The sequence below is a fragment of the Caballeronia sp. LZ008 genome, assembly GCF_031451435.1.
Classification (GTDB): domain Bacteria; phylum Pseudomonadota; class Gammaproteobacteria; order Burkholderiales; family Burkholderiaceae; genus Caballeronia; species Caballeronia zhejiangensis.
The window spans coordinates 2,480,151-2,503,986 of the sequence record NZ_JARUXK010000001.1 but is presented as its reverse complement, the minus strand read 5'-3'; the positions used below and the strand labels follow the sequence as shown (position 1 = coordinate 2,503,986).

General features: G+C 62.7%; 23 protein-coding genes. 8 read left to right on the top strand and 15 right to left on the bottom strand.

Annotated elements, in window-relative coordinates:
- The first annotated feature begins 409 nt into the window (after window positions 1-409).
- Window positions 410-1,201 (top strand): SAM-dependent methyltransferase, encoded by a 792-nt coding sequence (locus tag QCE49_RS11620; protein ID WP_309806069.1) that lies wholly within the window; start codon window positions 410-412, stop codon window positions 1,199-1,201.
- On the opposite strand, the gene QCE49_RS11615 is transcribed toward QCE49_RS11620, so the two are convergent.
- Together QCE49_RS11615 and QCE49_RS11610 are read right to left on the bottom strand one after the other, a co-directional pair.
- Window positions 1,202-1,759: a DUF1415 domain-containing protein gene (locus QCE49_RS11615; protein ID WP_008344378.1), complete on the bottom strand. Its 558-nt coding sequence runs from the start codon at window positions 1,757-1,759 to the stop codon at window positions 1,202-1,204.
- Window positions 1,756-2,403 carry a TetR/AcrR family transcriptional regulator gene (locus tag QCE49_RS11610; RefSeq protein WP_250460038.1) on the bottom strand — a complete coding sequence of 216 codons (648 nt, stop codon included), beginning with the start codon at window positions 2,401-2,403 and terminating at the stop codon, window positions 1,756-1,758. Before QCE49_RS11610 ends, QCE49_RS11615 begins: the two co-directional genes overlap by 4 nt.
- 131 nt (window positions 2,404-2,534) lie before the next feature.
- On the opposite strand from QCE49_RS11610, the gene QCE49_RS11605 reads away from it, so the two are divergent.
- Entirely contained in the window at window positions 2,535-3,818 is a 1,284-nt protein-coding gene (locus QCE49_RS11605) for an MFS transporter (protein ID WP_033536108.1), read from the top strand.
- 104 nt (window positions 3,819-3,922) lie between these two features.
- A complete protein-coding gene (locus tag QCE49_RS11600) occupies window positions 3,923-4,519 on the top strand; it encodes a nitroreductase family protein (RefSeq protein ID WP_250440230.1) in 597 nt (198 codons plus the stop codon).
- A gap of 6 nt (window positions 4,520-4,525) precedes the next feature.
- On the opposite strand, the gene QCE49_RS11595 is transcribed toward QCE49_RS11600, so the two are convergent.
- Entirely contained in the window at window positions 4,526-6,013 is a 1,488-nt protein-coding gene (locus QCE49_RS11595) for an MFS transporter (RefSeq protein WP_175983103.1), read from the bottom strand.
- Window positions 6,014-6,195: 182 nt separating this feature from the next.
- Here QCE49_RS11595 and QCE49_RS11590 point away from each other — a divergent pair, with 182 nt between their 5' ends.
- Window positions 6,196-7,446, top strand: coding sequence for an Hsp70 family protein (locus QCE49_RS11590; protein ID WP_250460059.1), 1,251 nt, complete (start codon window positions 6,196-6,198; stop codon window positions 7,444-7,446).
- Between the two features lie 74 nt (window positions 7,447-7,520).
- Here the strand turns inward: QCE49_RS11590 and QCE49_RS11585 are convergent, their stop codons facing one another.
- The gene (locus tag QCE49_RS11585) at window positions 7,521-7,724 is read right to left on the bottom strand and encodes a cold-shock protein (protein WP_007000074.1); all 204 of its coding nucleotides are present in this window, start codon (window positions 7,722-7,724) and stop codon (window positions 7,521-7,523) included.
- Between the two features lie 493 nt (window positions 7,725-8,217).
- On the opposite strand from QCE49_RS11585, the gene QCE49_RS11580 reads away from it, so the two are divergent.
- Entirely contained in the window at window positions 8,218-9,768 is a 1,551-nt protein-coding gene (locus QCE49_RS11580; RefSeq protein ID WP_075583595.1) for an APC family permease, read from the top strand.
- A gap of 56 nt (window positions 9,769-9,824) precedes the next feature.
- Here the strand turns inward: QCE49_RS11580 and QCE49_RS11575 are convergent, their stop codons facing one another.
- The 7 genes from QCE49_RS11575 to QCE49_RS11545 form a co-directional block, all read right to left on the bottom strand.
- Complete coding sequence (locus QCE49_RS11575; protein ID WP_250460040.1) at window positions 9,825-10,610, bottom strand: class III extradiol ring-cleavage dioxygenase; 786 nt, start codon at window positions 10,608-10,610, stop codon at window positions 9,825-9,827.
- 94 nt (window positions 10,611-10,704) lie between these two features.
- Window positions 10,705-11,307 (bottom strand): UbiX family flavin prenyltransferase, encoded by a 603-nt coding sequence (locus QCE49_RS11570; RefSeq protein WP_034473917.1) that lies wholly within the window; start codon window positions 11,305-11,307, stop codon window positions 10,705-10,707.
- Between the two features lie 11 nt (window positions 11,308-11,318).
- Complete coding sequence (grxD, locus tag QCE49_RS11565; protein ID WP_008344391.1) at window positions 11,319-11,630, bottom strand: Grx4 family monothiol glutaredoxin; 312 nt, start codon at window positions 11,628-11,630, stop codon at window positions 11,319-11,321.
- A 73-nt stretch (window positions 11,631-11,703) separates the two neighbouring features.
- Window positions 11,704-12,528 (bottom strand): peptide chain release factor N(5)-glutamine methyltransferase, encoded by an 825-nt coding sequence (gene prmC, locus QCE49_RS11560; RefSeq protein ID WP_239295460.1) that lies wholly within the window; start codon window positions 12,526-12,528, stop codon window positions 11,704-11,706.
- Window positions 12,525-13,607 carry a peptide chain release factor 1 gene (gene prfA, locus QCE49_RS11555; protein WP_034473922.1) on the bottom strand — a complete coding sequence of 361 codons (1,083 nt, stop codon included), beginning with the start codon at window positions 13,605-13,607 and terminating at the stop codon, window positions 12,525-12,527. Before prfA ends, prmC begins: the two co-directional genes overlap by 4 nt.
- Before the next feature lie 97 nt (window positions 13,608-13,704).
- Window positions 13,705-15,000 (bottom strand): glutamyl-tRNA reductase, encoded by a 1,296-nt coding sequence (gene hemA, locus QCE49_RS11550; RefSeq protein ID WP_250435234.1) that lies wholly within the window; start codon window positions 14,998-15,000, stop codon window positions 13,705-13,707.
- A gap of 188 nt (window positions 15,001-15,188) precedes the next feature.
- Window positions 15,189-15,968 (bottom strand): glycosyltransferase family 2 protein, encoded by a 780-nt coding sequence (locus QCE49_RS11545; RefSeq protein ID WP_250435233.1) that lies wholly within the window; start codon window positions 15,966-15,968, stop codon window positions 15,189-15,191.
- A 408-nt stretch (window positions 15,969-16,376) separates the two neighbouring features.
- Here QCE49_RS11545 and QCE49_RS11540 point away from each other — a divergent pair, with 408 nt between their 5' ends.
- The 3 genes from QCE49_RS11540 to QCE49_RS11530 all read left to right on the top strand — a co-directional run bounded on the left by QCE49_RS11540 (window position 16,377) and on the right by QCE49_RS11530 (window position 19,205).
- Window positions 16,377-16,649 carry a hypothetical protein gene (locus tag QCE49_RS11540; protein ID WP_239295468.1) on the top strand — a complete coding sequence of 91 codons (273 nt, stop codon included), beginning with the start codon at window positions 16,377-16,379 and terminating at the stop codon, window positions 16,647-16,649.
- A gap of 126 nt (window positions 16,650-16,775) precedes the next feature.
- On the top strand, window positions 16,776-18,563 hold the full coding sequence (locus tag QCE49_RS11535) for an aminopeptidase P family protein (RefSeq protein WP_409017215.1): 1,788 nt from the start codon (window positions 16,776-16,778) through the stop codon (window positions 18,561-18,563).
- Between the two features lie 18 nt (window positions 18,564-18,581).
- Window positions 18,582-19,205: an HAD family hydrolase gene (locus QCE49_RS11530; RefSeq protein WP_175983109.1), complete on the top strand. Its 624-nt coding sequence runs from the start codon at window positions 18,582-18,584 to the stop codon at window positions 19,203-19,205.
- 23 nt (window positions 19,206-19,228) lie between these two features.
- Here the strand turns inward: QCE49_RS11530 and QCE49_RS11525 are convergent, their stop codons facing one another.
- The 4 genes from QCE49_RS11525 to ychF form a co-directional block, all read right to left on the bottom strand.
- A complete protein-coding gene (locus QCE49_RS11525; RefSeq protein ID WP_034473928.1) occupies window positions 19,229-20,356 on the bottom strand; it encodes a DUF748 domain-containing protein in 1,128 nt (375 codons plus the stop codon).
- A gap of 131 nt (window positions 20,357-20,487) precedes the next feature.
- Window positions 20,488-22,155, bottom strand: coding sequence for an energy-dependent translational throttle protein EttA (gene ettA / locus QCE49_RS11520; RefSeq protein ID WP_008344405.1), 1,668 nt, complete (start codon window positions 22,153-22,155; stop codon window positions 20,488-20,490).
- Window positions 22,156-22,293: 138 nt separating this feature from the next.
- On the bottom strand, window positions 22,294-22,602 hold the full coding sequence (locus QCE49_RS11515; RefSeq protein WP_008344406.1) for a DUF3761 domain-containing protein: 309 nt from the start codon (window positions 22,600-22,602) through the stop codon (window positions 22,294-22,296).
- Between the two features lie 139 nt (window positions 22,603-22,741).
- Window positions 22,742-23,836 carry a redox-regulated ATPase YchF gene (gene ychF, locus QCE49_RS11510; RefSeq protein ID WP_034473932.1) on the bottom strand — a complete coding sequence of 365 codons (1,095 nt, stop codon included), beginning with the start codon at window positions 23,834-23,836 and terminating at the stop codon, window positions 22,742-22,744.

The window sequence follows — 23,836 nt, the reverse complement described above, 5'->3', positions numbered from 1 at the left end:
CGTTAGGTGTTACGTAACAAGGTGGGCGCGGGTGACGACGTTCGACGTGTCGAGGCACGGCTTGTTACTGGCTTGTTGCTCCTGCTTGCTGCATCGGTACGCAGCCGCGAGGCCACGCTGTGTCGTCTTTTCCAATGGCCTCATTGTCCGACGATGCACAATCCGTTCCATGCGTTTGCTGCCACGCATTGGCCGATCAGCCGTGGCTGGAACAAGAGCGTCTTCGCGCTTTTGGGTAAACTTCCCCTTTTGAGACGGCAGAACCAGCGGTTAGCGCACATTCGGCGCGAACTGCTCCGCTTTTTTTATTCAACACACCTTCAAGATGACCAGGAAGTCCTCCGCGTCGGCTCCGGGCACACCCGACCCATCCACCAAACACGAGATTCGTCCAGGCCAGTCGATCGAACTGCTGAAGGAACTCCATATCCTCACGCGCGACGGCAAGATGAATCAGGACAGCCGCCGCAAACTGAAGCAGGTCTATCACCTCTATCAGTTCATCGAACCGCTTCTCGCCGAAGTTCACGAGCGCCAAGGGGCCGTATCACTTGTCGATCACGGTGCAGGAAAATCCTATCTTGGGTTTATTCTCTACGATCTCTTCTTCAAGACTCTGCGCGATCGGTCACACATCTTTGGAATCGAGACGCGCGAAGAGCTCGTAAAAAAATCGGAAGAATTGGCTGGCCGACTCGGGTTTACGGGGATGTCATTTTTGAATCTGTCGGTGGCCGAATCAATTGATTCAGATCGTCTACCTGATTCGATCGATATCGTCACCGCGCTTCACGCGTGCAACACCGCCACCGACGACGCCATCCAGTTCGCTCTGCAAAAGAAAGCGAAATACATCGTCGTGGTGCCGTGCTGTCAGGCGGAAGTGGCTTCGGTGCTGCGCAAGAACAAGGGCCACTCGCTTTCGAAGAACGTGCTGACGGAAATGTGGCGGCATCCGCTGCACACGCGCGAATTCGGGAGCCAGATCACGAACGTGCTGCGCTGCCTGCAGCTCGAATCGCACGGTTATCAGGTGAGCGTAACGGAACTCGTCGGCTGGGAACATTCGCTGAAGAACGAGCTCATCGTTGCGCAATTCAAGGACTTGCCGCGCGGCCGGCCTGCGCAAAGGCTGTCTGACGTGCTGGAAACGCTCGGGCTGGACGAGTTGCGCGAGCGCTTTTTCGCGCCCGCGCACTGATCAGGACTTCTCTTTCATCCACGCTGCGAAGCCGTCGTGCCCGAGACGGCGCAGCGTTTCGATATTGCGTTCGTAGATGTCGGCCGCATCGGGAAATGCAGCCACCGCGCGATCGATGCTCGCTTCGCGGATCAGATGGAACGTCGGGTACGGCGCGCGATTCGTGTAGTTGTCGATATCGTCGGGCCCGGTGCCTTCGAACCGATAGTCCGGATGAAAACTCGCGATCTGCAATTCGCCCGCGAGTCCCAATTGATCGACGAGGCGCTCGGCGAAGAAGAGCGCGTCGTTATAGTCGGCGAAATCGGCGAACGCGTGCGGCGTGATGAAAAGCGTCGTGTCGATTACTTCCGCGTCGGTGTCGCGCAAGAGGCGAAGTTCATCGGTCAGTTCCACGACGAGGTCGTCCACGCCGCGCGCCTCGCTCACCACATAGCGAATCTGCTCTTTGACATGCACGCTCTTCGCGAACGGGCACAGGTTGAGTCCGATCACCGCGCGGGTGAGCCAGTGTCGGGTCGCCGCGATCACGTCGTCGCGGTTGCTGCTGTCATTCATGAATCTTCCTGTTTGCGATGCCCGGCGCAGGCCGCCGCGATCAGCGTGCGCGCGATGCGCGGCGCGGCGAGCAGCGGGCCCGAACCGGGGCCGTAGGTCTGGCTCGTCGCGTAGATGCCGTCGACGAGCAACGCGAGCGATTCCGCCAGTTCGACGGGATTATCCGCTCCGGCGGCCGCCGAAATTTCGGCGAGACGGGTCATCAGGTAATTTTTGTTGCGCTCGACCGATTGGCGCGCGGGATGCGCCGGATCGCCGAATTCGCACGCGATGTTCACGAACGGGCAGCCGCGGTAATCGGGCGACGACGCGCGCTTCACCAGATCTTCGAGCGCCTGGACGAGCTGTTTCGCCGGCTCGCCGGGATGTTTCGCGACGCTCGCCTCGAAGCGCCGCCGGAATCTTTCATCCATGCGCTCCAGATACGCGACGACGAGTTCGTCTTTCGACGCGAATTGCCGATACAGGCTCATTTTATTGACGCCCGCCCGCTCGACGACGGCATCGACGCCGATCGCGCGGATGCCGTCGCGATAGAAAAGCTCCTGCGCCGCGTCGAGCAATTGCTCCTGCGCGGTCGCCGCGTCCGTGCGCGCGTTGCGACGGGCGGCGGTTTTCGGCTGATCGGACGTTACTCGGGTCAAGATCGGATCCTCGATGATTTCTGCTGCATGCTTGACATGTTACCGATCGGTAACTAAGCTCGCAACTCTGATGTGACAGAACGGTAACGAAGGTTCTTGCTTGAGATAAAAATCAACCTGACGGAGCAGCGATGAATTGGGTAGCGAGACGGCTGAACGGCCGTATGCATTACGGCTGGGTCGCGGTGGGCGTCGTGTTCCTGGTGTTGCTCGCGGCGGCTGGCACGCGCGCAACGCCGAGCGTCATGATGTTGCCGCTCGAAAAGCAGTTCGGCTGGTCGCGCGGCACGATTTCGCTGGCGATTTCGATCAATCTCGCGCTCTACGGTCTCGCGGGCCCGTTCGCCGCGGCCGCGATGCAGCGTTTCGGCGTGCGCCCGACCGTGCTGGCCGCAATTGCGACGCTTGCCGCCGGCGTCGGCATTTCGTCGATGATGACCGAGCCGTGGCAAATGGTGCTCGTCTGGGGCGTGATGGTCGGCAGCGCGACGGGCGTGGCCGCGCTCACGCTGTCCGCGACGATCGTGAATCGCTGGTTCACGACGCATCGCGGTCTCGCGATGGGCATTCTCACCGCGAGTTCCGCGACCGGCCAGCTCGTGTTCCTGCCGTTCCTCGCTTCGATCTCCGAGCATTACGGCTGGCGTCCGGTGGTGTTCGTCGTCGCGGCGGCGGCGGCGATCGTGTTGCCGCTCGTCGCGTGGCTGCTGCCCGAGCGCCCGGCCGATCTCTCGCTGCGTCCGGTCGGCGAGACCGCCGACTTGCCGCCCGGCGCGCTCCCGCCGCCGAAAAATCCGATCAAGGTCGCGTTCGGCACGCTCGCGATGGCCAGCAAGACGCGCGATTTCTGGCTGCTGTTCTTCAGCTTCTTCGTCTGCGGCGCGAGCACGAACGGTTACGTCGGCACGCATCTGATCGCGATGTGCTCCGACTACGGCATGACGCAAGTGCAGGGCGCGACGCTGCTCGCCGCGATGGGCATTTTCGATCTGTTCGGCACGACGCTCTCCGGCTGGCTTTCCGACCGTTTCAACTCGCGCGTGCTGCTGTTCTGGTACTACGGCCTTCGCGGACTGTCGCTGATCTATCTGCCGTATGCGTTCGGCATCGATTTCTTCGGCCTGCCGCTCTTCGCCGTGTTCTACGGGCTCGACTGGATCGCCACCGTGCCGCCGACCGTGCGCCTCGCCACCGATGTCTACGGCAAGGAATCGGCGCCGATCGTGTTCGGCTGGGTCGTCGCGGGCCATCAGCTCGGCGCGGCGTTCGCGGCGCTCGGCGGCGGCATGCTGCGTTCGAGCCTCGGCAGCTATACCGTCGCCACGATGATCTCCGGCGGCCTGTGCCTCGTCGCCGCCGTGACGGTGCTGCGCATCAATCGCGCGGGCCGGACGATGGGCGTCGCCGCGACCTGACGATCTGCACGCGCGCGCGAGCTTGTTTATCCTTGTCGCGTTGAACGGCGCGCATCTTTGCCGATGCGCGCCGTTTGTCTTTCATCACGCCAACGAGGACCAACATGAGCACGAAACCCGCTCCGACCGATGTCGACATCCACGAACTGATCGCCGGCCGCTGGAGCCCGCGCGCCTTTTCCAATGCGCCGATCGAGCGCACGACGTTGCATCGCCTGCTCGAAGCGGCGCGTTGGGCGCCGTCGTCGAACAATTTGCAGCCGTGGCGTTTCATCGCGTTCGATCGTCATCGCGACGAAGCCGCGTTCAAGCGCGCGTTCGATACGCTCGCGCCGTCGAATCAAAAATGGAACGTGAACGTGCCGCTGCTCGTCTGCGTGACGGCCTCGACGCTCACGCCGAAAGGCGACGCGAACCGCACCGCGACTTATGACACCGGCGCGGCCGCGATGGCGCTGGTGCTCCAGGCGCACGCGCTCGGACTCGCGACGCATCAGATGGGCGGCTTCGACCGCGACGCCTTCCGTCAGGCGTTCTCGGTTCCAGCCGATGTCGAGATCATCGCGATGATCGCGATCGGGCATCACGGCGACGCGAGCGAGCTCGACGACGCGCTGCGCGAGCGCGAAGCGGCGCCGCGCGCACGCAAGACGCTGGCTGAAACGGCCTTCGAAGGCGCGTGGGACAAGGCGTTCAAGTAAGCGCGGTCAGTGCTCGTCCGCCGCCGACAGCGGACGAGCGACATCTTCGAGCGATTTGCGCTCCGCCGCGACGCCCCAGATTCCGGCGACGACCGCCGCCGCGATCATCAGCAGCGAGCCGATCAGATAGCCGACGAACACAGGGCCGCGCTCGTGCGTGTCGATCAACTGGCCGAAAAGCGTCGGCCCGATAATGCCGCCGAGCGCCGTGCCGAACGCGTAGAACACGGCGATGGCGAGCGCGCGAATTTCCAGCGGGAACGTCTCGCTCACGGTCAGATACGCGGAACTTGCCGCCGCCGACGCGAAGAAGAAAATCACCATCCACGCGATGGTTTGCGTCGTCACGGTGAGCATGCCGTGCATGAACATCCAGCCGCTCACCGTCAGCAGCACGCCCGAGATCGCATACGTCGACGCGATCATGCGACGCCGTCCGAGCACGTCGAAAAGTCTGCCGAGCAGCACCGGACCGAGAAAATTCCCGGCGGCGAACGGCAGCACGTACCAGCCGATGTGATCGCCCGGCACATGATAGAAATCGGTCAGCACGAGCGCGTAGGTGAAGAAAATCGCGTTGTAGAAGAACGCCTGCGCGGTCATCAGCACCAATCCGACGAGCGAGCGGCTGCGATGCGCCTTGAACAGCGTGTGGACGACTTCGCGGATCGGCGTGCCATCACGCGCGTGCAGACGCAGCGGCTTGACGGGCGTGTCGGGAATCTCGATGCCGTGCTGCCGGAAATGCGCCTCGATTTCCTCGACGACGTGCCTCGCCTCGTCTGCGCGGTTGTGCGTGATGAGCCAGCGCGGGCTTTCCGGCACCCACATGCGCATGAAGAGAATCGTGAGCCCGAGCGCCGCGCCGATCAGAAAGCACGCCCGCCAGCCCCAATCGGGCGGAAGCAGCGCGGGATCGAGCAGCACGATCGAGCCCGCCGCGCCGATGCCCGCGCCGACCCAGAACGTGCCGTTGATCGCGAGATCGGTCCAGCCGCGCAGGCGGGCGGGCGTGAATTCCTGAATCGTCGAATTGATTGCCGTGTATTCGCCGCCGATGCCCGCGCCCGTCAGAAAACGGAACAGTACGAACGTGGCGAGATTCCACGAGAACGCGGTCGCGGCGGTCGCGGCCACGTACAGAAAGAGCGTGATGAAGAACAGCTTGCGCCGGCCGAGCCGGTCCGTGAGCCAGCCGAACCCGAGCGCGCCGAGCACCGCGCCCGCGATATACGCGCTGCCCGCGATACCGACATCGGCATTCGAAAACTGCAGCGCCGGGCTCGATTTCAGCGCGCTCGCGACCGCGCCGGCGAGCGTCACTTCGAGGCCGTCGAGCAGCCAGGTGATGCCGAGCGCAAGGACGATCAGCGTGTGAAAGCGTCCCCACGGCAGGCGATCGAGCCGCCCGGGCAGATCGGTTTCGATGATGGCCGGGCGATCGCTGGCTGTATCGCTCAAACGGGTCTCCCGTGGCGTGGCGGTTTCGTTCATGCGTCCGGAGCGTGCTCTCGAAATCAAACAAATTGCCGCGAGGCGAGCAAGTTATATTCCGCTTTTGTCGAATAAACTCAATGGTTTAAAAATATCTGAAATGCGGTTGATGCGCCCGCGCGAACGTGTTAAAAACGCCGTCCATGTTTGAATGCGGCGTCTTCAGGACGCCGCCGATGCCCATGACTTATTGCGCGATCGATTTCGGCACATCGAATTCAGCGGTGGCTTTGCCCGACGGATTGTCGATCCGGCTGGCGCCCGTCGAAGGCGAAGCGACGACGCTGCCCACCGCGGTTTTCTTCAACACCGACGAGAATAACCAGTCCTACGGCCGCGCGGCGCTCGAAGCGTACATCGACGGCTTCGACGGCCGCCTGATGCGCTCGATGAAGAGCATTCTCGGTTCGCCGCTCGCGGACAACAGCACCGACCTGGGCGACGGCTCGGCGATCAAATACACCGATGTCATCACGCTCTTTCTGCAGCATTTGAAGCAGAAGGCGCAGGCGCTCTCCGCCGAACCGCTCACGCGCGCGGTGCTCGGCCGCCCCGTATTTTTCGTCGACGACGATCCGCGCGCCGACCATCTCGCGCAAAAGCAGCTCGAAGCGTGCGCGCACGCGGTCGGCTTGCGCGAGATCCATTTCCAGTACGAGCCGATCGCGGCGGCCTTCGACTATGAGGCCGGGCTGACGCAGGAAGGCCTCGTCCTGGTCGCCGATATCGGCGGCGGCACGTCGGACTTTTCGCTCGTGCGCGTCGGTCCGGAGCGCGCGCGGCATCTCGAGCGCAAGGGCGATGTGCTCGCGCACCACGGCGTGCACGTCGCCGGCACGGATTTCGACCGGCGCGTGGAACTCGCGACGGTGCTGCGCGAACTCGGCTATCAATCGCTCGATCCGAAAGGGCGCGAAGTGCCGAGCCCCGTGTATTTCGATCTCGCGACCTGGCATCTGATCAACACGGTCTATACGCCGAAGCGCGTGAGCGAATTGCAACTGATGCGCCATCTCTACACCGACGTGCGGCATCACGATCGGCTGATGCGCGTCGTGTATCGCCGGCTCGGGCACGCGCTGACCGCGCACGCCGAGGAAGCGAAGATCGACGTCGCCGCGGGCGGCACGACCGAAATCGACATGGAAGAGGTGGAAGAAGCGCTGCGCGTCGGGTTCGACGAGACGCAGCTCATCGCGGCCGGCGCGGACGAAACGCGGCGGATCGTCGAGGCGGCGCACGAGACGCTCAAGCGGGCGGGCGTCGCGCCGGCGGACGTGGGCGCGGTCTATTTCACAGGTGGCACGACGGGTCTGCGATTCCTGTCGGACGCGCTTTCGGCGGCGTTTCCCGGCGCGAAACCGGTATTCGGCGATCGCCTCGCCAGCGTGGCGAAAGGACTCGGAATCTACGCGCAACGCATCTTCGCCTGATGCGGATCACGCAGCCGCGCAGAAAACAAAAAACCCCGCCGAAGCGGGGTTTTTCATACGAATTCTAGCGGGTCTTAGACCGGCTTGATGTTCGCGGCTTGCTTGCCCTTCGGGCCGGTCTTCACTTCGTAGGAAACCTTTTGGTTTTCCTGAAGCGTCTTGAAGCCTTCGATGCGGATTTCCGAGAAGTGCGCGAACAGATCTTCGCCGCCGCCATCCGGAGTGATGAAGCCAAAGCCCTTTGCGTCATTGAACCACTTGACGGTACCGGTTTCCATGTTACTTGTTCCAAAAAAATGATGAATAAGGCCGAAGCCCAGGGGTGCGGAAAATCAAGGAAGGGGCAATGGGACCAACCGGAGTACCGTGATGGCGAACTCGAAAGAACCAATTCACTCGCCACTTGAAATCCTGCAAGAAGCTTTATACGGCGAAACGATTTCGCGGTCAATTAATATCCGACAACTCTGAAGGGATTTTTTTGAGATGCGTAAGCAAATTTTACAGCGCTTGCGCATCCGGTCTCGACTGGCTCAAGGAATCCCCGCTTTGGGGCGAACTTCTCTCCAATATGCACTGCATTCGAAAGGTGCAACCGTTAAACTACGCGCCTTCTTGACGGTTGCACCGATATCGCCGGCTGCCAGACATGGTCGTTGCTGGATCGGGCAACGGCGGCTCCGCGAGCCGTTTCTATTCCGGCAGTGCGAGATATTTGGAGGAAAAGTGACAGAGAAGTCGATTAAGCGAAACATCGGTCCGTTGGCGCTGATGCTGACGGGCCTCGGATCCATCATCGGGTCGGGGTGGCTGTTCGGTGCGTGGAAGGCGTCGCAGATCGCCGGACCCGCCGCGATTTGCGCGTGGATCATCGGTGCGGTGGTCATTCTGGCGATTGCGCTGACCTACGCCGAACTGGGCGCAACCTTTCCCGAATCCGGCGGCATGGTGCGCTACGCGCGCTATTCGCACGGCGCGCTGGTCGGATTCATCAGCGCTTGGGCGAACTGGATCGCGATCGTGTCCGTCATTCCGATCGAAGCGGAAGCGTCCATCCAGTACATGAGCACCTGGCCGTACGAATGGGCGCACGAGCTGTTCGTCGGACATACGCTCACGACTACTGGCCTGCTGTTGTCGGCCGTGCTGGTCGTCATTTACTTCCTGCTGAATTACTGGGGCGTCAAGCTGTTCGCGCGCGCGAACTCGATCATCACGATCTTCAAGTTCCTGGTGCCGGGTTTGACGATCGGCGGCCTCGTCTTCTCGGGCTTCCATTCGGAGAACTTCGGCACGGCGTCGAATTTCGCGCCGTTCGGATGGTCCGCGGTTCTCACCGCCGTGGCGACGAGCGGGATCGTGTTCAGCTTCAACGGCTTTCAGAGCCCGGTGAACCTCGCGGGCGAGGCGCGCCATCCGGCGAAAAGCATCCCGTTCGCCGTGGTCGGTTCGATCCTGATCGCGCTCGTGATCTACGTGCTGCTTCAGATCGCGTACATCGGCGCGGTGAATCCGGCGGATGTGGCGAAGGGCTGGCAGCACTTCAACTTTGCATCGCCGTTCGCGGAACTGGCGATCGCGCTCAACCTGAATTGGCTCGCCATCCTCTTGTACGTCGATGCGTTCGTCAGTCCGAGCGGCACCGGCACGACCTATATGGCCACGACCACGCGCATGATCTACGCGATGGAGCGCAACAACACGATGCCGAAGATGTTCGGCAACGTGCATCCGTTTTACGGCGTACCGCGTCAGGCGATGTGGTTCAACCTGTTCGTGTCTTTCGTGTTCCTGTTCTTCTTCCGCGGCTGGGGCACGCTCGCGGCGGTGATCTCGGTGGCGACGGTCATCTCGTATCTCACCGGCCCGGTCAGCCTGATGGCGTTGCGCCGCGCGGCGCCGGATCTGGATCGCCCGGTCAATATTCCGCTGATGGGCCTGGTCGCGCCGTTCGCATTCGTGTGCGCGTCGCTCGTGCTGTTCTGGGCGAAGTGGCCGCTGACCGGCGAGATCATTCTGCTGATGGTCGTCGCGTTGCCGGTGTACTTCTATTTTCAGAGCAAGGTCGGTTTCGCAGGCTGGGGCCGCGATCTGAAGGCTGCTTGGTGGCTCGTGGCCTATCTGCCGTCGATGGCGGTCATGTCGCTGATCGGCAGCAAGGACTTCGGCGGAAACGGATTGCTGCCGTACGGCTGGGACATGGCGGCGGTCGCCGTGCTCGCGCTGATCTTCTATTACTGGGGCGTGCACACGGGTTATCGCACGACCTATCTCGAAGAACGCGAAAGCACCGACGACATTCTTCACGAAGTCGGCGCGTAAGCGTTTCGCCTTCGCCGAAAAAGCCCGCCTGAGCGATCAGGCGGGCTTTTTTTCGATCAGTCGTCGGTGAAGACGTAGTTGGTCATCGCGAGCGCACGCTGGAATGTGCCGAGCGACTGGATGCCGAGCCGATAATCGTCCGCCGCCGCGCCGAGCGCGCTGAACACCGGCAGCAGATGCTCGTCGGTCGGATGCATCAGCGCGGCGTGCGGCGCGCGTGCACGATAGTCGAGCAGGGCGTCGATGTCGCGTTCGGCCATGCGGCTCTCGAACCAGTCGGTGAATTCGGCCACGCGCGGATCGGCGTCTTCAGGGCGAGCGCTGAAATCGGCCATGCGCAGATTGTGCGTGATTTGCCCCGAACCGACGATCATCACGCCGTCATAGCGCAACTCGCGCAGCGCCCGGCCGATGCGGAAATGGTGCGCGGCATTGAGATGCGGCTGAATCGATAGCTGCGTGACCGGCACCTCGGCGTCGGGGAACATCAGCAGCATCGGCACCCATGCGCCGTGATCGAGCCCGTGATTCGTCGTCGCGGCGGGAATGCCTTGCGCGCCGAGTAGCGCGGCGGCGCGCTTCGCCAGATCGGGCGCGCCGGGCGCCGGATAGCGCAGTTCGTAGAGCGCGCGCGGGAAGCCGTAGAAGTCGTGGATGGTTTCCGGGCGCTCGGCCGTGCTAGCGACCGGCTGCGCCGTGCCCCAATGCGCGGACAGCATCAAAATGGCGCGGGGGCGCGGCAGCGTCTGACCGAGCGATGCGAATTCGGCGGACGGCATCGACGGGTCGATCGGCAGCGTCGGCGCGCCGTGGGAAATGAAAACGGTGGGGAGTCGGCTCATGGCGGCAAATTCCTAAGCGGTATGCCGTGAATGTAGTACCGCTAGCTACGTTTATAAACGGTCCGGCGGGCAACGAATTGTGTCGCCGGCGTTGTCAATCCGACGCTTCGCCGCGCAGCCCGCGCCACGCGGGTGCAACCGGTTGGGCAAAGCCGAACAGATCGATGACGCGCGCGACGGTGTGATCGACCATTTCGTCGATGCTCGCGGGCTTCTGATAGAACGCCGGCAACGGCGGAAAGATCACACCGCCCATTTCGGTGACGGCCGTCATATTCCGCAGATGCGCGAGGTTGAACGGCGTTTCGCGCACAAGCAGCACCAGACGGCGACGTTCTTTCAGCACGACATCGGCGGCGCGAGTGATGAGATTGTCGGAGAGACCGTGCGCGATGCTCGCGAGCGTTCGCATCGAACAGGGTGCGACCACCATGCCGTCGGTTGCGAACGAACCCGACGCAATGGTCGCGCCGACATCGCGCACGCTGTGGACGACATCGGCGAATGCGTGGACCGCGGCTTTATCGAGTTCGAGTTCGTGCTGGATATTGAGCCAGCCGGCGCTGGAAACGAGCAGATGCGTCTCGACGCCGGACAGCCGGCGCAGCGTCTCGAGCAGACGCACGCCGTAGATGGCGCCCGTTGCGCCGGTGATCGCGACGATGAGCCGTCGTTTCGCGGCAGCGGGCGCGCTCACTTGCTAAAGACTTAAGCGGCGGCGAAAAGCTGTTGCAGTTCGCCCGATTGATACATCTCCATCATGATGTCCGAGCCGCCGATGAACTCGCCCTTCACGTAGAGCTGCGGAATGGTCGGCCAGTTGGAGAATTCCTTGATGCCCTGGCGGATGTCGTCGTCTTCGAGGACGTTCACGGTCTTGATCTGATCGACGCCGCATGCCTTGAGCACTTGGATTGCGCGGCCGGAGAAGCCGCACATCGGGAATTGCGCCGTGCCCTTCATGAAAAGGACGACCGCGTTCTGATCGACGATTTGCTTGATGCGTTCTTGCGTATCCATGGCGTTCCTGCGCTTGAGATTTCGGTGAGAGTTCTCGAAATGATAGCGGATTTCGATTACACGAGCCGGGCCGTCAGGCCGCAAACCGGCCGCCCGAGCAACGTTCGATGCCCGCGAGATCGCGCATCGAGTGCACGTCGCTGAAACCGCGTGCGGTGAGCAGCGCGCGCACCGATTCCGCCTGGTCGTAGCCGTGCTCGATCCACAGCGCGCCGTCGTGCGCGAGAAGACGCGGCGCGTTATCGACGATCGTGCGGATCGCGGACAAACCGTCGGCGTCGTCGGTGAGCGCGCCGCGCGGCTCGAAGCGCAGGTCGCCTTGTTCGAGATGCGGATCGCCGCTCGCGATATACGGCGGATTGCTGACGATCGCCTCGAACCGCAACGACGGATCGATGTTCGCGGTCCAATCGCTTTCGACGAAGGTCACGTTACCGCTCTTCAGCAGGCGCGAAGCGTTGCCGCGCGCGACATCGAGCGCGGCGCGCGACCGGTCGACGGCCCACACGCGCGCATCGGGCCGCGCGTGGGCGATCGAAATCGCGATCGCGCCGGTTCCCGTGCCGAGATCGAGCACGCGCGGGTTCGACGCATCGGCGATGGCTTCGAGCGTGAGTTCCACGAGCAACTCGGTTTCCGGCCGCGGGATCAGCACGTCGGGCGTCACGTCGAATTCGAGGCCGAAGAATTCGCGCTTGCCGATCAACTGCGCGATCGGCTCGCCGTTCGAGCGCCGCGCCGCGAGCGCCTCGAAACGCGCGACCGCGTCTTGCGGCAGCGTCTCGCGATCGCGCGTGATGAGTTCCGTGCGCCGCCAGCCGAGTACGTGCATCAAGAGAATGCGCGCTTCGAGCGGCGGCAGCGCGCACGCGCGCAATAACGCGGCGGCGTCGCTCACTCCGTTTCCCCGAGCGCCGCGAGCTGCTCCGCCTGATGCTCGGACACGAGCGCGCCGATCAGTTCGTCGAGATCGCCGTCCATGATGTACTCGAGCTTGTAGAGCGTGAGGTTGATGCGGTGATCCGTCATGCGCCCTTGCGGGAAGTTGTACGTGCGAATGCGTTCCGAACGGTCGCCCGAGCCGATCAGACTCTTGCGCGTCGCCGCTTCCTTCGCGTGCTGCTCGTGATACTGCTTGTCCTTGATGCGCGCGGCCAGCACCTTCAGCGCGCGATCCTTGTTCTTGTGCTGCGAGCGGTCATCCTGACATTCGACGACGATGCCCGTCGGCAAGTGCGTGACGCGCACCGCCGAATCCGTCTTGTTGATGTGCTGCCCGCCCGCGCCTGACGCGCGGAACGTATCGATGCGCAAATCGGCCGGATTGATGACGACTTCGCTGATCTCATCGGCTTCCGGCATCACCGCGACCGTGCACGCGGACGTATGAATGCGGCCTTGCGTTTCCGTCGCCGGAACCCGCTGCACGCGATGCCCGCCCGATTCGAACTTGAGCCGCGAATACGCGCCCTGTCCGGCGAGCCGCACGATCACTTCCTTATAGCCGCCGAGATCCGAGACGCTTTCTGACATCGTCTCGGCCGTCCAGCGATTGCGTTCCGCATAACGCAGATACATGCGCAGCAGATCGCCCGCGAACAGCGCGGATTCGTCGCCGCCCGTGCCCGCGCGAATTTCGATGAAGATGTTGCGATCGTCGTTCGGATCTTTCGGCAGAAGCATCGTCTGCAGTTCGCCTTCGATCTTCGTCATGCGCTCGCGCGCCTCGCCGATTTCCTCTTCGGCGAAATCGCGCATCGACGGATCGGAAAGCAGTTCCTGCGCGGTCGCTTCGTCGGTCAAAGCCTGTCGCCACAGAGCGTATTGCTCGACGATCGGACTGATTTCCGCGTGCTCGCGCGTGAGTTTCCGGTACTGATCCATGTCGGAAGTCACGTCTTCGCGGCTCAGCAGTTCGTTGAGATCGACCAGCCGCTTTGCAAGCTGGTCGAGCTTGCCTTGCATGCTCGTTTTCATCGGACGGAGATGACGCGGTGAGCGTCAGGAAGAACTGCGATCGGAAAGCCGCCGCGTAAATCGCGGACAGCCTTTGAGAATAGCAAAGAGAAGGCCGCTAACGTTCCGACGAATCGGACGACGAGCCGTGACGGTAGAAGCCGCTCATCAGGTCGATGAGCTGGTTGCGCTCCTCGCTGCTTGCTCGGTTGAGCGCGTGCGTCGGACCGTGAATCAGCTTGTTCGTGAGCGATTGCGAGAGCGCTTCGAGCACGGCGGCGGGGTCGTCGCCGCGCGCGAGCATCTTGCGCGCGCGTTCGAGTTCGGCGCGGCGCAGCGCGTCCGCCTGCGTGTGCATGTGGCGGATGACCGGCACGATGCTGCGCGCATCGAGCCATTGCATGAAATTCGCGACGCGCGTCTCGATGATCGATTCGGCCTGCGCGACCGCCGCCTGACGCGACGCGTTGCCCTCGCGCACGATCGCACCGAGATCGTCGACGGTGTAGAGGAACACGTCCTGCAAATTGCCGACTTCCGGCTCGATATCGCGCGGCACGGCGAGATCGACCATGAAGATCGGGCGATGCCGGCGCGCGCGCACTGCACGCTCGACCGCGCCGAGACCGATGATCGGCAGCGTCGACGCCGTGCACGACACGATGATGTCGAACTCGTGCATGCGCGACGGCAATTCGGAAAGCGGAATCGCGCGGCCGTTGAAGCGGCCGGCGAGCTTCTCGCCGCGCTCCGCCGTGCGGTTGGCGACGACCAGCTCACGCGGATTCTGCGCCGCGAAATGGGTGGCGCAGAGCTCGATCATTTCGCCCGCGCCGATGAACAGCACGCGCTGGCTGGAAATATTCTCGAAGATGCGCTGCGCGAGGCGCACGGCGGCGGCGGCCATCGAGACGGATTGCGCGCCGATTTCGGTCGTCGTGCGAACTTCCTTCGCGACTGCGAACGTGCGCTGGAACAACTGATTGAGATACGTGCCGAGCGCGCCGGCTTCGGACGCGGTGCGCACCGCGTCCTTCATTTGTCCGACGATTTGCGTCTCTCCGAGCACCATCGAGTCCAGCCCCGATGCGACGCGGAACGCGTGACGCACCGCTTCCGACTGCGGCAGCGCATAGACATGCGGCGCGAGCTCGGGAACGGGAATGTTGTGGTACTTCGAGAGCCACTGGATCGCGGCTTCGCGGGCGGCGGAGTCGTCGGTGGCGCAGTAGAGTTCTGTGCGATTGCAGGTCGAGAGAATCGCCGCTTCGGGCGACGCCTTCGCGAGCGGGCCAAGCCAAATGTCCTTCAGCGCGCCCAGCGCGGGCTTCAGCTGTTCGAGCGGAAACGCCACGCGTTCGCGCAGAGCGACAGGCGCAGTGTGGTGGTTGATTCCGATCGTGAGGAGCTGCATTTTTTTGGGCTGATGCTTTGGGCCTAAGCCGATGGCCTTTCAGATAGCCCAATATTATAGCCTTTTGCGTATTTCTTCATTTATAGGTGGCATTTGGGGCGCGACCGCGCCCGAAGTGCCGAAAACGCCCGCGCAGCCGGGCGTCGAGCGGTTTGCCGGAACCAGCGTGTGGCAGAAAGCCGCGCCTGTCAGCGGAAATACTTCGCAAGCTCGAGCGCTCGCGCCTCCAGTTCCTCGATCGGCATTTCATCGGTTCGGCGCGCCATTTGCCGGTTTCGCGCGCTATGTTCTTCCTCGCAGATCGCGGCGCGTGACGCGGAGTCATGATTCAGATGAAACAGCGAGGAATCCGGTCCGGCAAGTGCATGCCAACGCAGACCGAGCCGCGCGCCGCGGATGAACAGGTCGTCGTCCTCGCCGCCCCAGCCCGTGAACTGCGGATCCACGCCGCCGATACGGATGAATTCCGGGCGTTTAAAAAGGTTGATTGCGCCCGGCGTGTTGGCGTAGAGCACATTGATATCGTCCGGTAAATCGCCTTCCATGAACGGAGCGAATTCGTCGAAGTTTCCCGATTCGATAAACGTTTGGCGTCGATCGCCTGAAACATTCAGCACGCGCGAGAAGGGGCAAAGCACGTCGCTGGCATCGCCGTCCATTAATGCGTCGACGGCCGATTTCATCATGCGTGGATTGGCGATCATATCGGCATCGTGCATGCAGATAATCGGGCTTTTTGCCATTAACGCACCGAGATTGACGAGCCTCGCTTTCGGAAACGGGCCGGTATCGTGCACGAATACGTGCCGGATGCGCGAATCGCCGATCTCGGTCCAACTGAACGTGGGCGCGGCGTCCGCTTCGATCAGCCAGATGTGAAAGTCCGAATAGGTGCGGACAAGGTGGCGCAGAACGCCACGCAGGTTATCGCGCCTTTCCTGACCGGAGCCGCGATACGTGACGATCATTTCGAGACCACGCAGGGAAATTGGATTGGCTTCAGTCATAGGAAAATGCCGCCTTTGAAACCGTCAATTCGTCGCGTGAAAATCAGTAACGCGATTAACGAAGTGGCGATAAATGTGAGGTTCGCTTTATAAATGGCAAGAATATATATAAAGCGCAAAGATGAAAGGATTTTATCATTCGACCGAGCGGCGGAGTTTCGGAAAACTCGCATAATCTTCTCAAAAAGAAGAAGCGCGCTTTTGGTTCCCGTCGATGCGATTTCGGTACGCGCATTCCGAGCCTTGCGCTCCCCATATCCGGCCCCTAAACTCAAGCGCTACGTCGCGCCGAGGATTGCCCGAAATCATGTACATCCACCGATCTGCTCCGCTTTGCAACGAATCGACACCGATGGAGCATCGCCGCTGATGGGCTGGATCGGACTGATTTTTCTCGGTGCGGTGATCGGCGCGGCGGGCTGGTGGCTGCATCCGCTGCGCCGTGGGGGACGCGTCGCGCGCGGTCCGGCGGGCTACGTCTGGACGGCCATCGCCGCTGGCATACTGGCGACGGTTGTTGCGCGCATGCTCGGCAATATCGTCGATGTATATCACGACGGCGACACGCTCGAATGGCTCGCGTGCGCGGTCTTCGCGCTCTTCGTCGTGACGACGACTGTCGGACTGGCGGCGCGCCGCTGATCTCGATTTTGTGACGCGGGCGGGTGATCCTTGCCGCGCGTCGTGCTCTTCGCGCCCTACGCGGGCTTTCAAGCAGGTGACTTCATGAACGATCGCATTGCAGATTCAGCCATTCCGGAACCCGCCATGTTCGCGAGCCGCATCGAGTCGTTGCGCGGCCAGATGGCGCGCGAAAAGCTCGCCGCCGTGCTGATTCCATCGGCGGATCCGCATCTTTCCGAATATCTGCCGGAACGCTGGCAAGGGCGTCAGTGGCTTTCGGGCTTCACCGGCTCGGTCGGCACGCTCGTGGTGACGGCGGACTTCGCGGGCGTCTGGGTCGACAGCCGCTACTGGACGCAAGCCGAGACGCAACTCGCCGGCACCGGCATCGTGCTCATGAAGATGATGGGCGGGCAGCAGACCGCGCCGCACGTCGACTGGCTCGCTGAAAACGTCGCATCGGGCGCGACGGTCGCCGTCGACGGCACCGTGCTCGGCGTCGCGGCGGCGCGTGCACTGTCCGATGCGCTGAGTGCGCGCGGCATCGTATTACGCACCGATGTCGATCTGCTCGATGCCGTGTGGCCCGCGCGCCCCGGCTTGCCGGAGGCGGCCGTCTACGAGCATGCGGCGCCGAATGCGAGCGTCGCTCGCGCGGACAAGCTCGCGCAAGTGCGCGACGCGATGCGTGCCAAAGGCGCGCAATGGCACTTCGTTTCCACACTCGACGATCTCGCGTGGATCTTCAATCTGCGCGGCGGCGACGTGAGCTACAACCCGGTTTTCGTCGCGCACGCGCTGATCGGTCTCGACGACGCGACGATTTTCGTCGCGGACGGCAAGATTCCGGGCGCGCTCGTCGAATCGCTGTCGCGCGACAACGTGCGCGTCGCGCCGTACGCCGCCGCATCGGAATCGCTCGCGTCGCTGCCCGCGGGCGCGACGCTCCTGATCGACCCGCGCCGAATCACGCACGGCTTGCTGGAGAAAGTGCCGTCGGCGGTGAAAATCGTCGAGGCGGTGAATCCGTCGACGTTCGCGAAGTCGCGCAAGACCGCGGCGGAAGCGGAGCAGATCCGCGCGACGATGGAGCAGGACGGCGCCGCGCTCGCCGACTTCTTCGCGTGGTTCGAGGAGGCGCTGGGACGCGAGCGCATCACGGAACTGACCATCGACGAGAAGCTGACTGCCGCGCGTGCACGCCGCCCGGGTTTCGTCACGCTGAGCTTCGGCACGATCGCGGGCTTCAACGCGAACGGCGCGATGCCGCATTACCGCGCGACGCAAGCGTCGCATGCGGTCATCGAAGGCAACGGTCTGCTGCTGATCGATTCGGGCGGCCAATATCTGAGCGGCACCACGGACATCACGCGTGTCGTGCCGATCGGCGAAATCACGGCCGAGCACAAGCGCGATTTCACCGTCGTGCTGAAGGGTACGATGGCGCTTTCGCGCGCGCGTTTTCCGCGCGGCATCCGTTCGCCGATGCTCGATTCGATCGCGCGCGCGCCGATCTGGGAAGCGGGCGCGGACTACGGCCACGGCACGGGACACGGCGTCGGCTATTTCCTGAACGTGCACGAAGGCCCGCAAGTAATTTCGCACTACGCGCCCGCCGAACCGTGGACGGCGATGGAAGAGGGCATGATCACGTCGGTCGAGCCGGGCATTTATCGGCCGGGCAAGTGGGGCATCCGCATCGAGAATCTCGTGATGAACAAGGCGGCGGGCAAGACCGAATTCGGCGATTTCCTCGAATTTGAAACCCTGACGCTTTGTCCGATCGACGCGCGCTGCATCGATGTGTCGTTGCTGCGCGAAGACGAACGCGCGTGGCTCAACGCGTATCACGAAACCGTGCGGCGCCGCGTGTCGCCGCATGTGACGGGCAAGGCGCTGGCATGGCTCGATGAGCGGACCAAGGCGATCTGACCCACGGAGCAGCGAGCAATGACCATCAAGGCAGTCGTATTCGATTTCGGCGGCGTGCTGATCGACTGGAATCGCGAATATCTCTACAAGCATCTGATTCCAGACGACACCGAGCGCCGCTGGTTCCTCGACAACGTCTGCAAGATGGAATGGGTCGTGCAACAGGACGGCGGGCAGACCATCGAGGACGGCACCGCCGAACTGATCGCCGTCTATCCCGAGCACGAAGCGCTGATCCGCGCGTTCTACGCCCGCTGGCCGGAAATGGTGTCCGGCGTGCTGGAAGAGGGCGTGGCGCTCGTCGACCGGCTCGAAGCGGCGGGCGTGCCGCTCTTCGGCCTCACGAACTGGTCGGCGGAGACGTTTCCGTATGCGTGGGAACGCTTCGACGTCTTGCGGAAGTTTCGCGAGATCGTCGTGTCAGGGCGCGTGGGCCTCGTGAAGCCTGATCCGCAGATTTTCGGTTTGATGCGCGCGGAAATCGAACGGCATCTGCCGGGCGTTCAGCCGAACGAACTCGTGTTCATCGACGACAACCCGATGAACGCGCAAGCCGCGACGGCGCTCGGCTGGCACGGCGTTCACTACACCGGCGCTCTGCAAACCGAAACGAAGCTGCGCGCGCTGAATCTGCCGATCTGAAAGTAAAGCGAGAAGGCGACGCGCTATTGCCCGAGCAGGTTCTTCAGCGCGTTGCCGATTCCCCGAACCGTATCGCCCGCGCCGCGCGCGACGCCTTCAGCGCTGACGCCCAGCGCCTTCGCGAATCCCGCCGCGAGCTTCTTCGACAGACTCTCGCTCAGCGAAAATTTCGGATCGCGCAGATCGCCTTCGAGCGTGAAGTCGAGCTTGATCTGTTCCTTGCGGTCTTTGAGCGCGGCGATCGCGGCTTTCGTCGGAATCGAGAGAAAGGTGTCGAGCGCGTTGCCGGTATCGCTGATCTGCAGATGATTCAGCGTCAACGTGCCGGGCGCGTGAATGCGGTAATTCTTCACGGTTGCATCGATCGTCATGTCGATGGTGCCGCCTGTCACCGCCGCCTTTGCGCCGGCCTTCTTCAGCAGATACGGATCGAGCGTCGCGACATCGACGTTGCGCAGCGTCGCGCGCGTCTGCGAATCCTTGTTGGCGATGATCATCCAGCCGCCCCACGTGACGTTGCCCGTGTGCGACGGACCTTTGATGGAACCGGTCATCGAAAGCTCGGTGCGCTCGGTGAGCGCGGGCAGATGCAGATGATCGACAGTGGCGCGCGCATCGCCGATCAGCACGCGATACGGCGGGTTCGGCACGGAGCCGTCGAAGAACTCCATCGAGCCGCGCTCGAACGACACGCGATCGATGATTTTTTCTTCTTGCGCGTGCTCCTGACGTTCCTTGCTGTCGGGCCGGGCGTCGGCTTCGCGCGCGGTTTCCTTGAGGCCGGGCAGGATGCGTACGCGGCCATCGGCGGAGCGGACGATCGACAGATAGTAGTTGTCGACGCTCACGCTGCGCAGATGAATCGGCCTCGAGATGAGCGATTGCATGTCGACGTCGAGCACGATGCGCTCCGCGCGCATCGCGTCGCCGGCTGGCCAGTCTTTCGGGCCGCGCAGCCGCACGCGCGAGAGCGTGACGTGCCCGAAGCCGACGTCGATCTCTTCCACCGAACCGTTCGGGCCGAGCGTCTCGAGGATCCGCTCTTTCATCTGATGGACGACGAAAAACCAGCCGCCGATCACCACGACGACGAGCGCCACGACGATTCCGATTGCCCAAAGCGCTCCCCGCCGCGCGCTCGATCCCGCCATCTGCGTGTGTCTCCGTGTCGGCTTACTGGAAAGCGTCGCTCGAAAAAGTAAGTGGCGACTGCGCCCTACACAGTCGCCACTTTTACGCCTGATGTCGGTGCGCGCCCCCGCATAGGCTCTTTCGTCAGACGTTAGCGCGTGATCGGCTTGTAGCGCAGACGCTTGGGCTTCGCGGCTTCCTCGCCGAGACGCTTGCGCTTGTCGGCCTCGTATTCCTGATAGTTGCCGTCGAAGAATTCGACGTGCGAATCGCCCTCGAACGCGAGGATGTGCGTCGCGATGCGGTCGAGGAACCAGCGGTCGTGCGAAATCACCATCACGGAGCCGGCGAATTCGAGCAGCGCGTCTTCGAGCGCGCGCAGCGTTTCGACGTCGAGGTCGTTCGACGGTTCGTCGAGCAGCAGCACGTTGCCGCCCGCGATGAGCGTCTTCGCCAGATGCAGACGTCCGCGCTCGCCGCCGGACAGATTGCCGACGAGTTTCTGCTGATCGCTGCCCTTGAAGTTGAAGCGGCCGATATACGCGCGCGACGGCGTTTCGTATTTGCCGACCGTGAGGACGTCGGCGCCGCCGGAGATTTCCTCGAAGACGGTCTTGTCGGCGGCGAGCGCATCGCGGCTCTGATCGACGTACGCGAGCTTGACCGTCGGTCCCTTGACGATTTCGCCCGAATCCGGCTGCTCCTTGCCGGTCAGCATGCGGAAGAGCGTGGACTTACCGGCGCCGTTCGGCCCGATGATGCCGACGATCGCGCCCGCCGGAATCTTCATGTTCAGGTTGTCGATGAGCAGGCGGTCGCCATACGCCTTGCTGACGTTCTTGAACTCGATGACTTCATTGCCGAGGCGATCGCCGACCGGAATGAAGATTTCCTGCGTTTCGTTGCGCTTCTGGTATTCCTGGCTGTTGAGTTCCTCGAATCGCGCGATACGCGCCTTCGATTTCGCCTGACGTCCCTTCGGATTCTGTCGCACCCATTCGAGTTCTTTCTTGATCGCCTTCTGACGCGCGGATTCGCTCGCCTCTTCCTGCTTCAGGCGGTCTTCCTTCTGATCGAGCCAGCTCGAATAGTTGCCCTTCCACGGAATGCCGTGTCCGCGGTCGAGTTCGAGAATCCATTCGGCGGCGTTATCGAGGAAGTAGCGATCGTGCGTCACCGCGACGACGGTGCCCGGATAGCGCGTCAGAAACTGTTCGAGCCATTCGACGGATTCGGCGTCGAGGTGGTTGGTCGGTTCGTCGAGGAGCAGCATGTCGGGCTTTTGCAGCAGCAGCTTGCACAGCGCGACGCGACGCTTTTCGCCGCCCGACAGATGTTCGATTTTCGCGTCCCACGCGGGCAGGCGCAGCGCGTCGGCGGCGACTTCGAGTTGCTGCTCGGGGCTACCGCCATCGCTCGTCGAGAGGATGGCTTCGTACTTCGCCTGTTCGGCGGCGAGCGCGTCGAAATCGGCGTCGGGTTCGGCGTAGGCGGCGTAGATTTCGTCGAGCTTCTTTTGCGCCAGGAAGACATCGCCGAGACCTTCTTCGACGGCTTCACGCACGGTCTGCTGCGGATCGAGCTGCGGCTCCTGCGGCAGATAGCCGATGTTCAGATTGGGCATCGGCGTGGCTTCGCCTTCGATGTCCTTGTCGACGCCCGCCATGATGCGGATGAGCGTCGATTTGCCGGAACCGTTCAGGCCGAGCAGACCGATTTTGGCGCCGGGGAAGAACGAAAGGGAGATGTCTTTCAGGATCTGACGCTTCGGCGGGACGATCTTGCCGACGCGGTTCATGGTGAAGACGTATTGGGCCATATTGTCCTAGCTGGATGGATGAATGCGGGGCGCCCGGTTCGGCGCGCGAGGATGTTCGGTGGCGCGGATTCGCGCGTTCCCGCCGTGGCGTTTCGCGCAGGCGGGATGAGGTGGCATTGTACTTCGCGGTGGAGGCGGTCATTGCCAGGCGGCTACGCCCCCGTGCCGCGAGCATGTGCCGCTGTGATGCTGGCTGAAGCTGTAGGAGCCGTCGCGGCATTGCGCGGTCGCGCCCGCGGGGACAGCGCCGGAGCGCGTGCGCGCGGGCGAGTGGACGACGTTGCCGTCGCGGTTGACGTAATGACCGTGGTTGTCGAGATCGGACTCGTCGGGCTGCGGTTGATACTGGTACGGGTTGCCGCGATAGGCGAAGGCGTCGGACGTTGCGAGCAAGCTCGCCGCGATCAGCGTGAAAGCTGTGAATGCGCGCAGTGCGTGTCTCTGCATCTTGTGGTTGTCTCTCGTTGTTTTTGTCGATCGCAGCGTTGCTGCGTTGTCTCGTCCGCGCAAGAAAAAAGCGGAGTGTCCATGAAAAGACACTCCGCTTCGCGAGGCAAGCCGCTTTGACGTTTCTTTACGTCGCGCGTCAGACGTTAAACAAGAAATTCATGACATCCCCGTCGTGCACGACATACTCCTTCCCTTCGGCGCGCATCTTCCCGGCTTCCTTCGCCCCTTGCTCGCCCTTATAAGCGATGTAGTCATCGAACGAGATGGTCTGCGCGCGAATGAACCCGCGCTCGAAATCCGTGTGAATGGCACCCGCCGCCTGGGGCGCCGTATCGCCGATATGAATCGTCCACGCGCGCACTTCCTTCACGCCCGCCGTGAAGTACGTCTGCAGGCCGAGCAGCTTGAAACCCGCGCGAATCACGCGATTCAAGCCCGGCTCGTCCATGCCCATGTCGGCGAGGAATTCGAGCTTGTCGGCATCGTCGAGATCGGCGATTTCCGCTTCGATCGCCGCGCACACCGCGACCACCGGCGCGTTTTCCGCTTCCGCATGCTTGCGCACCGCGTCGAGATGCGGGTTGTTCTCGAAGCCGTCGTCCTTCACGTTCGCGACGTACATCGTCGGCTTGGACGTGATCAGACAGAACGGCTTGATGAGCAGCAGTTCTTCTTCCGTCAGCGAAAGGCCGCGCACCGGCTTCGCCTGATCGAGCTGCGCGCGCACTTTTTCCAGCACGGCGACGAGCTTGATCGCTTCCTTGTCGTTGCCCGACTTCGCCGCCTTCGAATAGCGCGCCTGCGCTTTTTCGACCGTCGCCAGATCGGCGAGCGCGAGTTCAGTATTGATGACTTCGATATCCGCGATCGGATCGATCTGGCCCGCGACGTGGATCACGTTCTCGTCCTCGAAGCAGCGCACGACGTGCGTGATCGCGTCGGTTTCGCGGATGTTCGCGAGGAACTGATTGCCGAGGCCTTCGCCTTTCGACGCACCGGCGACGAGCCCCGCGATATCGACGAATTCGACGACCGCCGGCAGGATGCGCTCGGGCTTCACGATTTCGGCGAGCGCGGTGAGGCGCGCGTCCGGCACTTCGACGACGCCGACGTTCGGCTCGATCGTGCAGAACGGATAGTTCTCGGCGGCAATGCCCGCCTTGGTCAACGCATTGAAAAGAGTGGACTTGCCGACATTAGGCAAGCCGACGATGCCGCATTGGAGGCTCAT

What these genes read in the sequence shown, in the direction of transcription:
- QCE49_RS11615 (WP_008344378.1), bottom strand. Translation starts at nt 1,759, where the DNA reads ATGAATGACAGCAGCAACCGCGACGACGTGATCGCGGCGACCCGACAC.
- QCE49_RS11605 (WP_033536108.1), top strand. Translation starts at nt 2,535, where the DNA reads ATGAATTGGGTAGCGAGACGGCTGAACGGCCGTATGCATTACGGCTGG.
- QCE49_RS11600 (WP_250440230.1), top strand. Translation starts at nt 3,923, where the DNA reads ATGAGCACGAAACCCGCTCCGACCGATGTCGACATCCACGAACTGATC.
- QCE49_RS11595 (WP_175983103.1), bottom strand. Translation starts at nt 6,013, where the DNA reads ATGAACGAAACCGCCACGCCACGGGAGACCCGTTTGAGCGATACAGCC.
- QCE49_RS11590 (WP_250460059.1), top strand. Translation starts at nt 6,196, where the DNA reads ATGACTTATTGCGCGATCGATTTCGGCACATCGAATTCAGCGGTGGCT.
- QCE49_RS11585 (WP_007000074.1), bottom strand. Translation starts at nt 7,724, where the DNA reads ATGGAAACCGGTACCGTCAAGTGGTTCAATGACGCAAAGGGCTTTGGC.
- QCE49_RS11580 (WP_075583595.1), top strand. Translation starts at nt 8,218, where the DNA reads ATGCTGACGGGCCTCGGATCCATCATCGGGTCGGGGTGGCTGTTCGGT.
- QCE49_RS11575 (WP_250460040.1), bottom strand. Translation starts at nt 10,610, where the DNA reads ATGAGCCGACTCCCCACCGTTTTCATTTCCCACGGCGCGCCGACGCTG.
- grxD (WP_008344391.1), bottom strand. Translation starts at nt 11,630, where the DNA reads ATGGATACGCAAGAACGCATCAAGCAAATCGTCGATCAGAACGCGGTC.
- prfA (WP_034473922.1), bottom strand. Translation starts at nt 13,607, where the DNA reads ATGAAAACGAGCATGCAAGGCAAGCTCGACCAGCTTGCAAAGCGGCTG.
- hemA (WP_250435234.1), bottom strand. Translation starts at nt 15,000, where the DNA reads ATGCAGCTCCTCACGATCGGAATCAACCACCACACTGCGCCTGTCGCT.
- QCE49_RS11545 (WP_250435233.1), bottom strand. Translation starts at nt 15,968, where the DNA reads ATGATCGTCACGTATCGCGGCTCCGGTCAGGAAAGGCGCGATAACCTG.
- QCE49_RS11540 (WP_239295468.1), top strand. Translation starts at nt 16,377, where the DNA reads ATGGGCTGGATCGGACTGATTTTTCTCGGTGCGGTGATCGGCGCGGCG.
- QCE49_RS11535 (WP_409017215.1), top strand. Translation starts at nt 16,776, where the DNA reads ATGTTCGCGAGCCGCATCGAGTCGTTGCGCGGCCAGATGGCGCGCGAA.
- QCE49_RS11530 (WP_175983109.1), top strand. Translation starts at nt 18,582, where the DNA reads ATGACCATCAAGGCAGTCGTATTCGATTTCGGCGGCGTGCTGATCGAC.
- QCE49_RS11525 (WP_034473928.1), bottom strand. Translation starts at nt 20,356, where the DNA reads ATGGCGGGATCGAGCGCGCGGCGGGGAGCGCTTTGGGCAATCGGAATC.
- ettA (WP_008344405.1), bottom strand. Translation starts at nt 22,155, where the DNA reads ATGGCCCAATACGTCTTCACCATGAACCGCGTCGGCAAGATCGTCCCG.
- QCE49_RS11515 (WP_008344406.1), bottom strand. Translation starts at nt 22,602, where the DNA reads ATGCAGAGACACGCACTGCGCGCATTCACAGCTTTCACGCTGATCGCG.
- ychF (WP_034473932.1), bottom strand. Translation starts at nt 23,836, where the DNA reads ATGAGCCTCCAATGCGGCATCGTCGGCTTGCCTAATGTCGGCAAGTCC.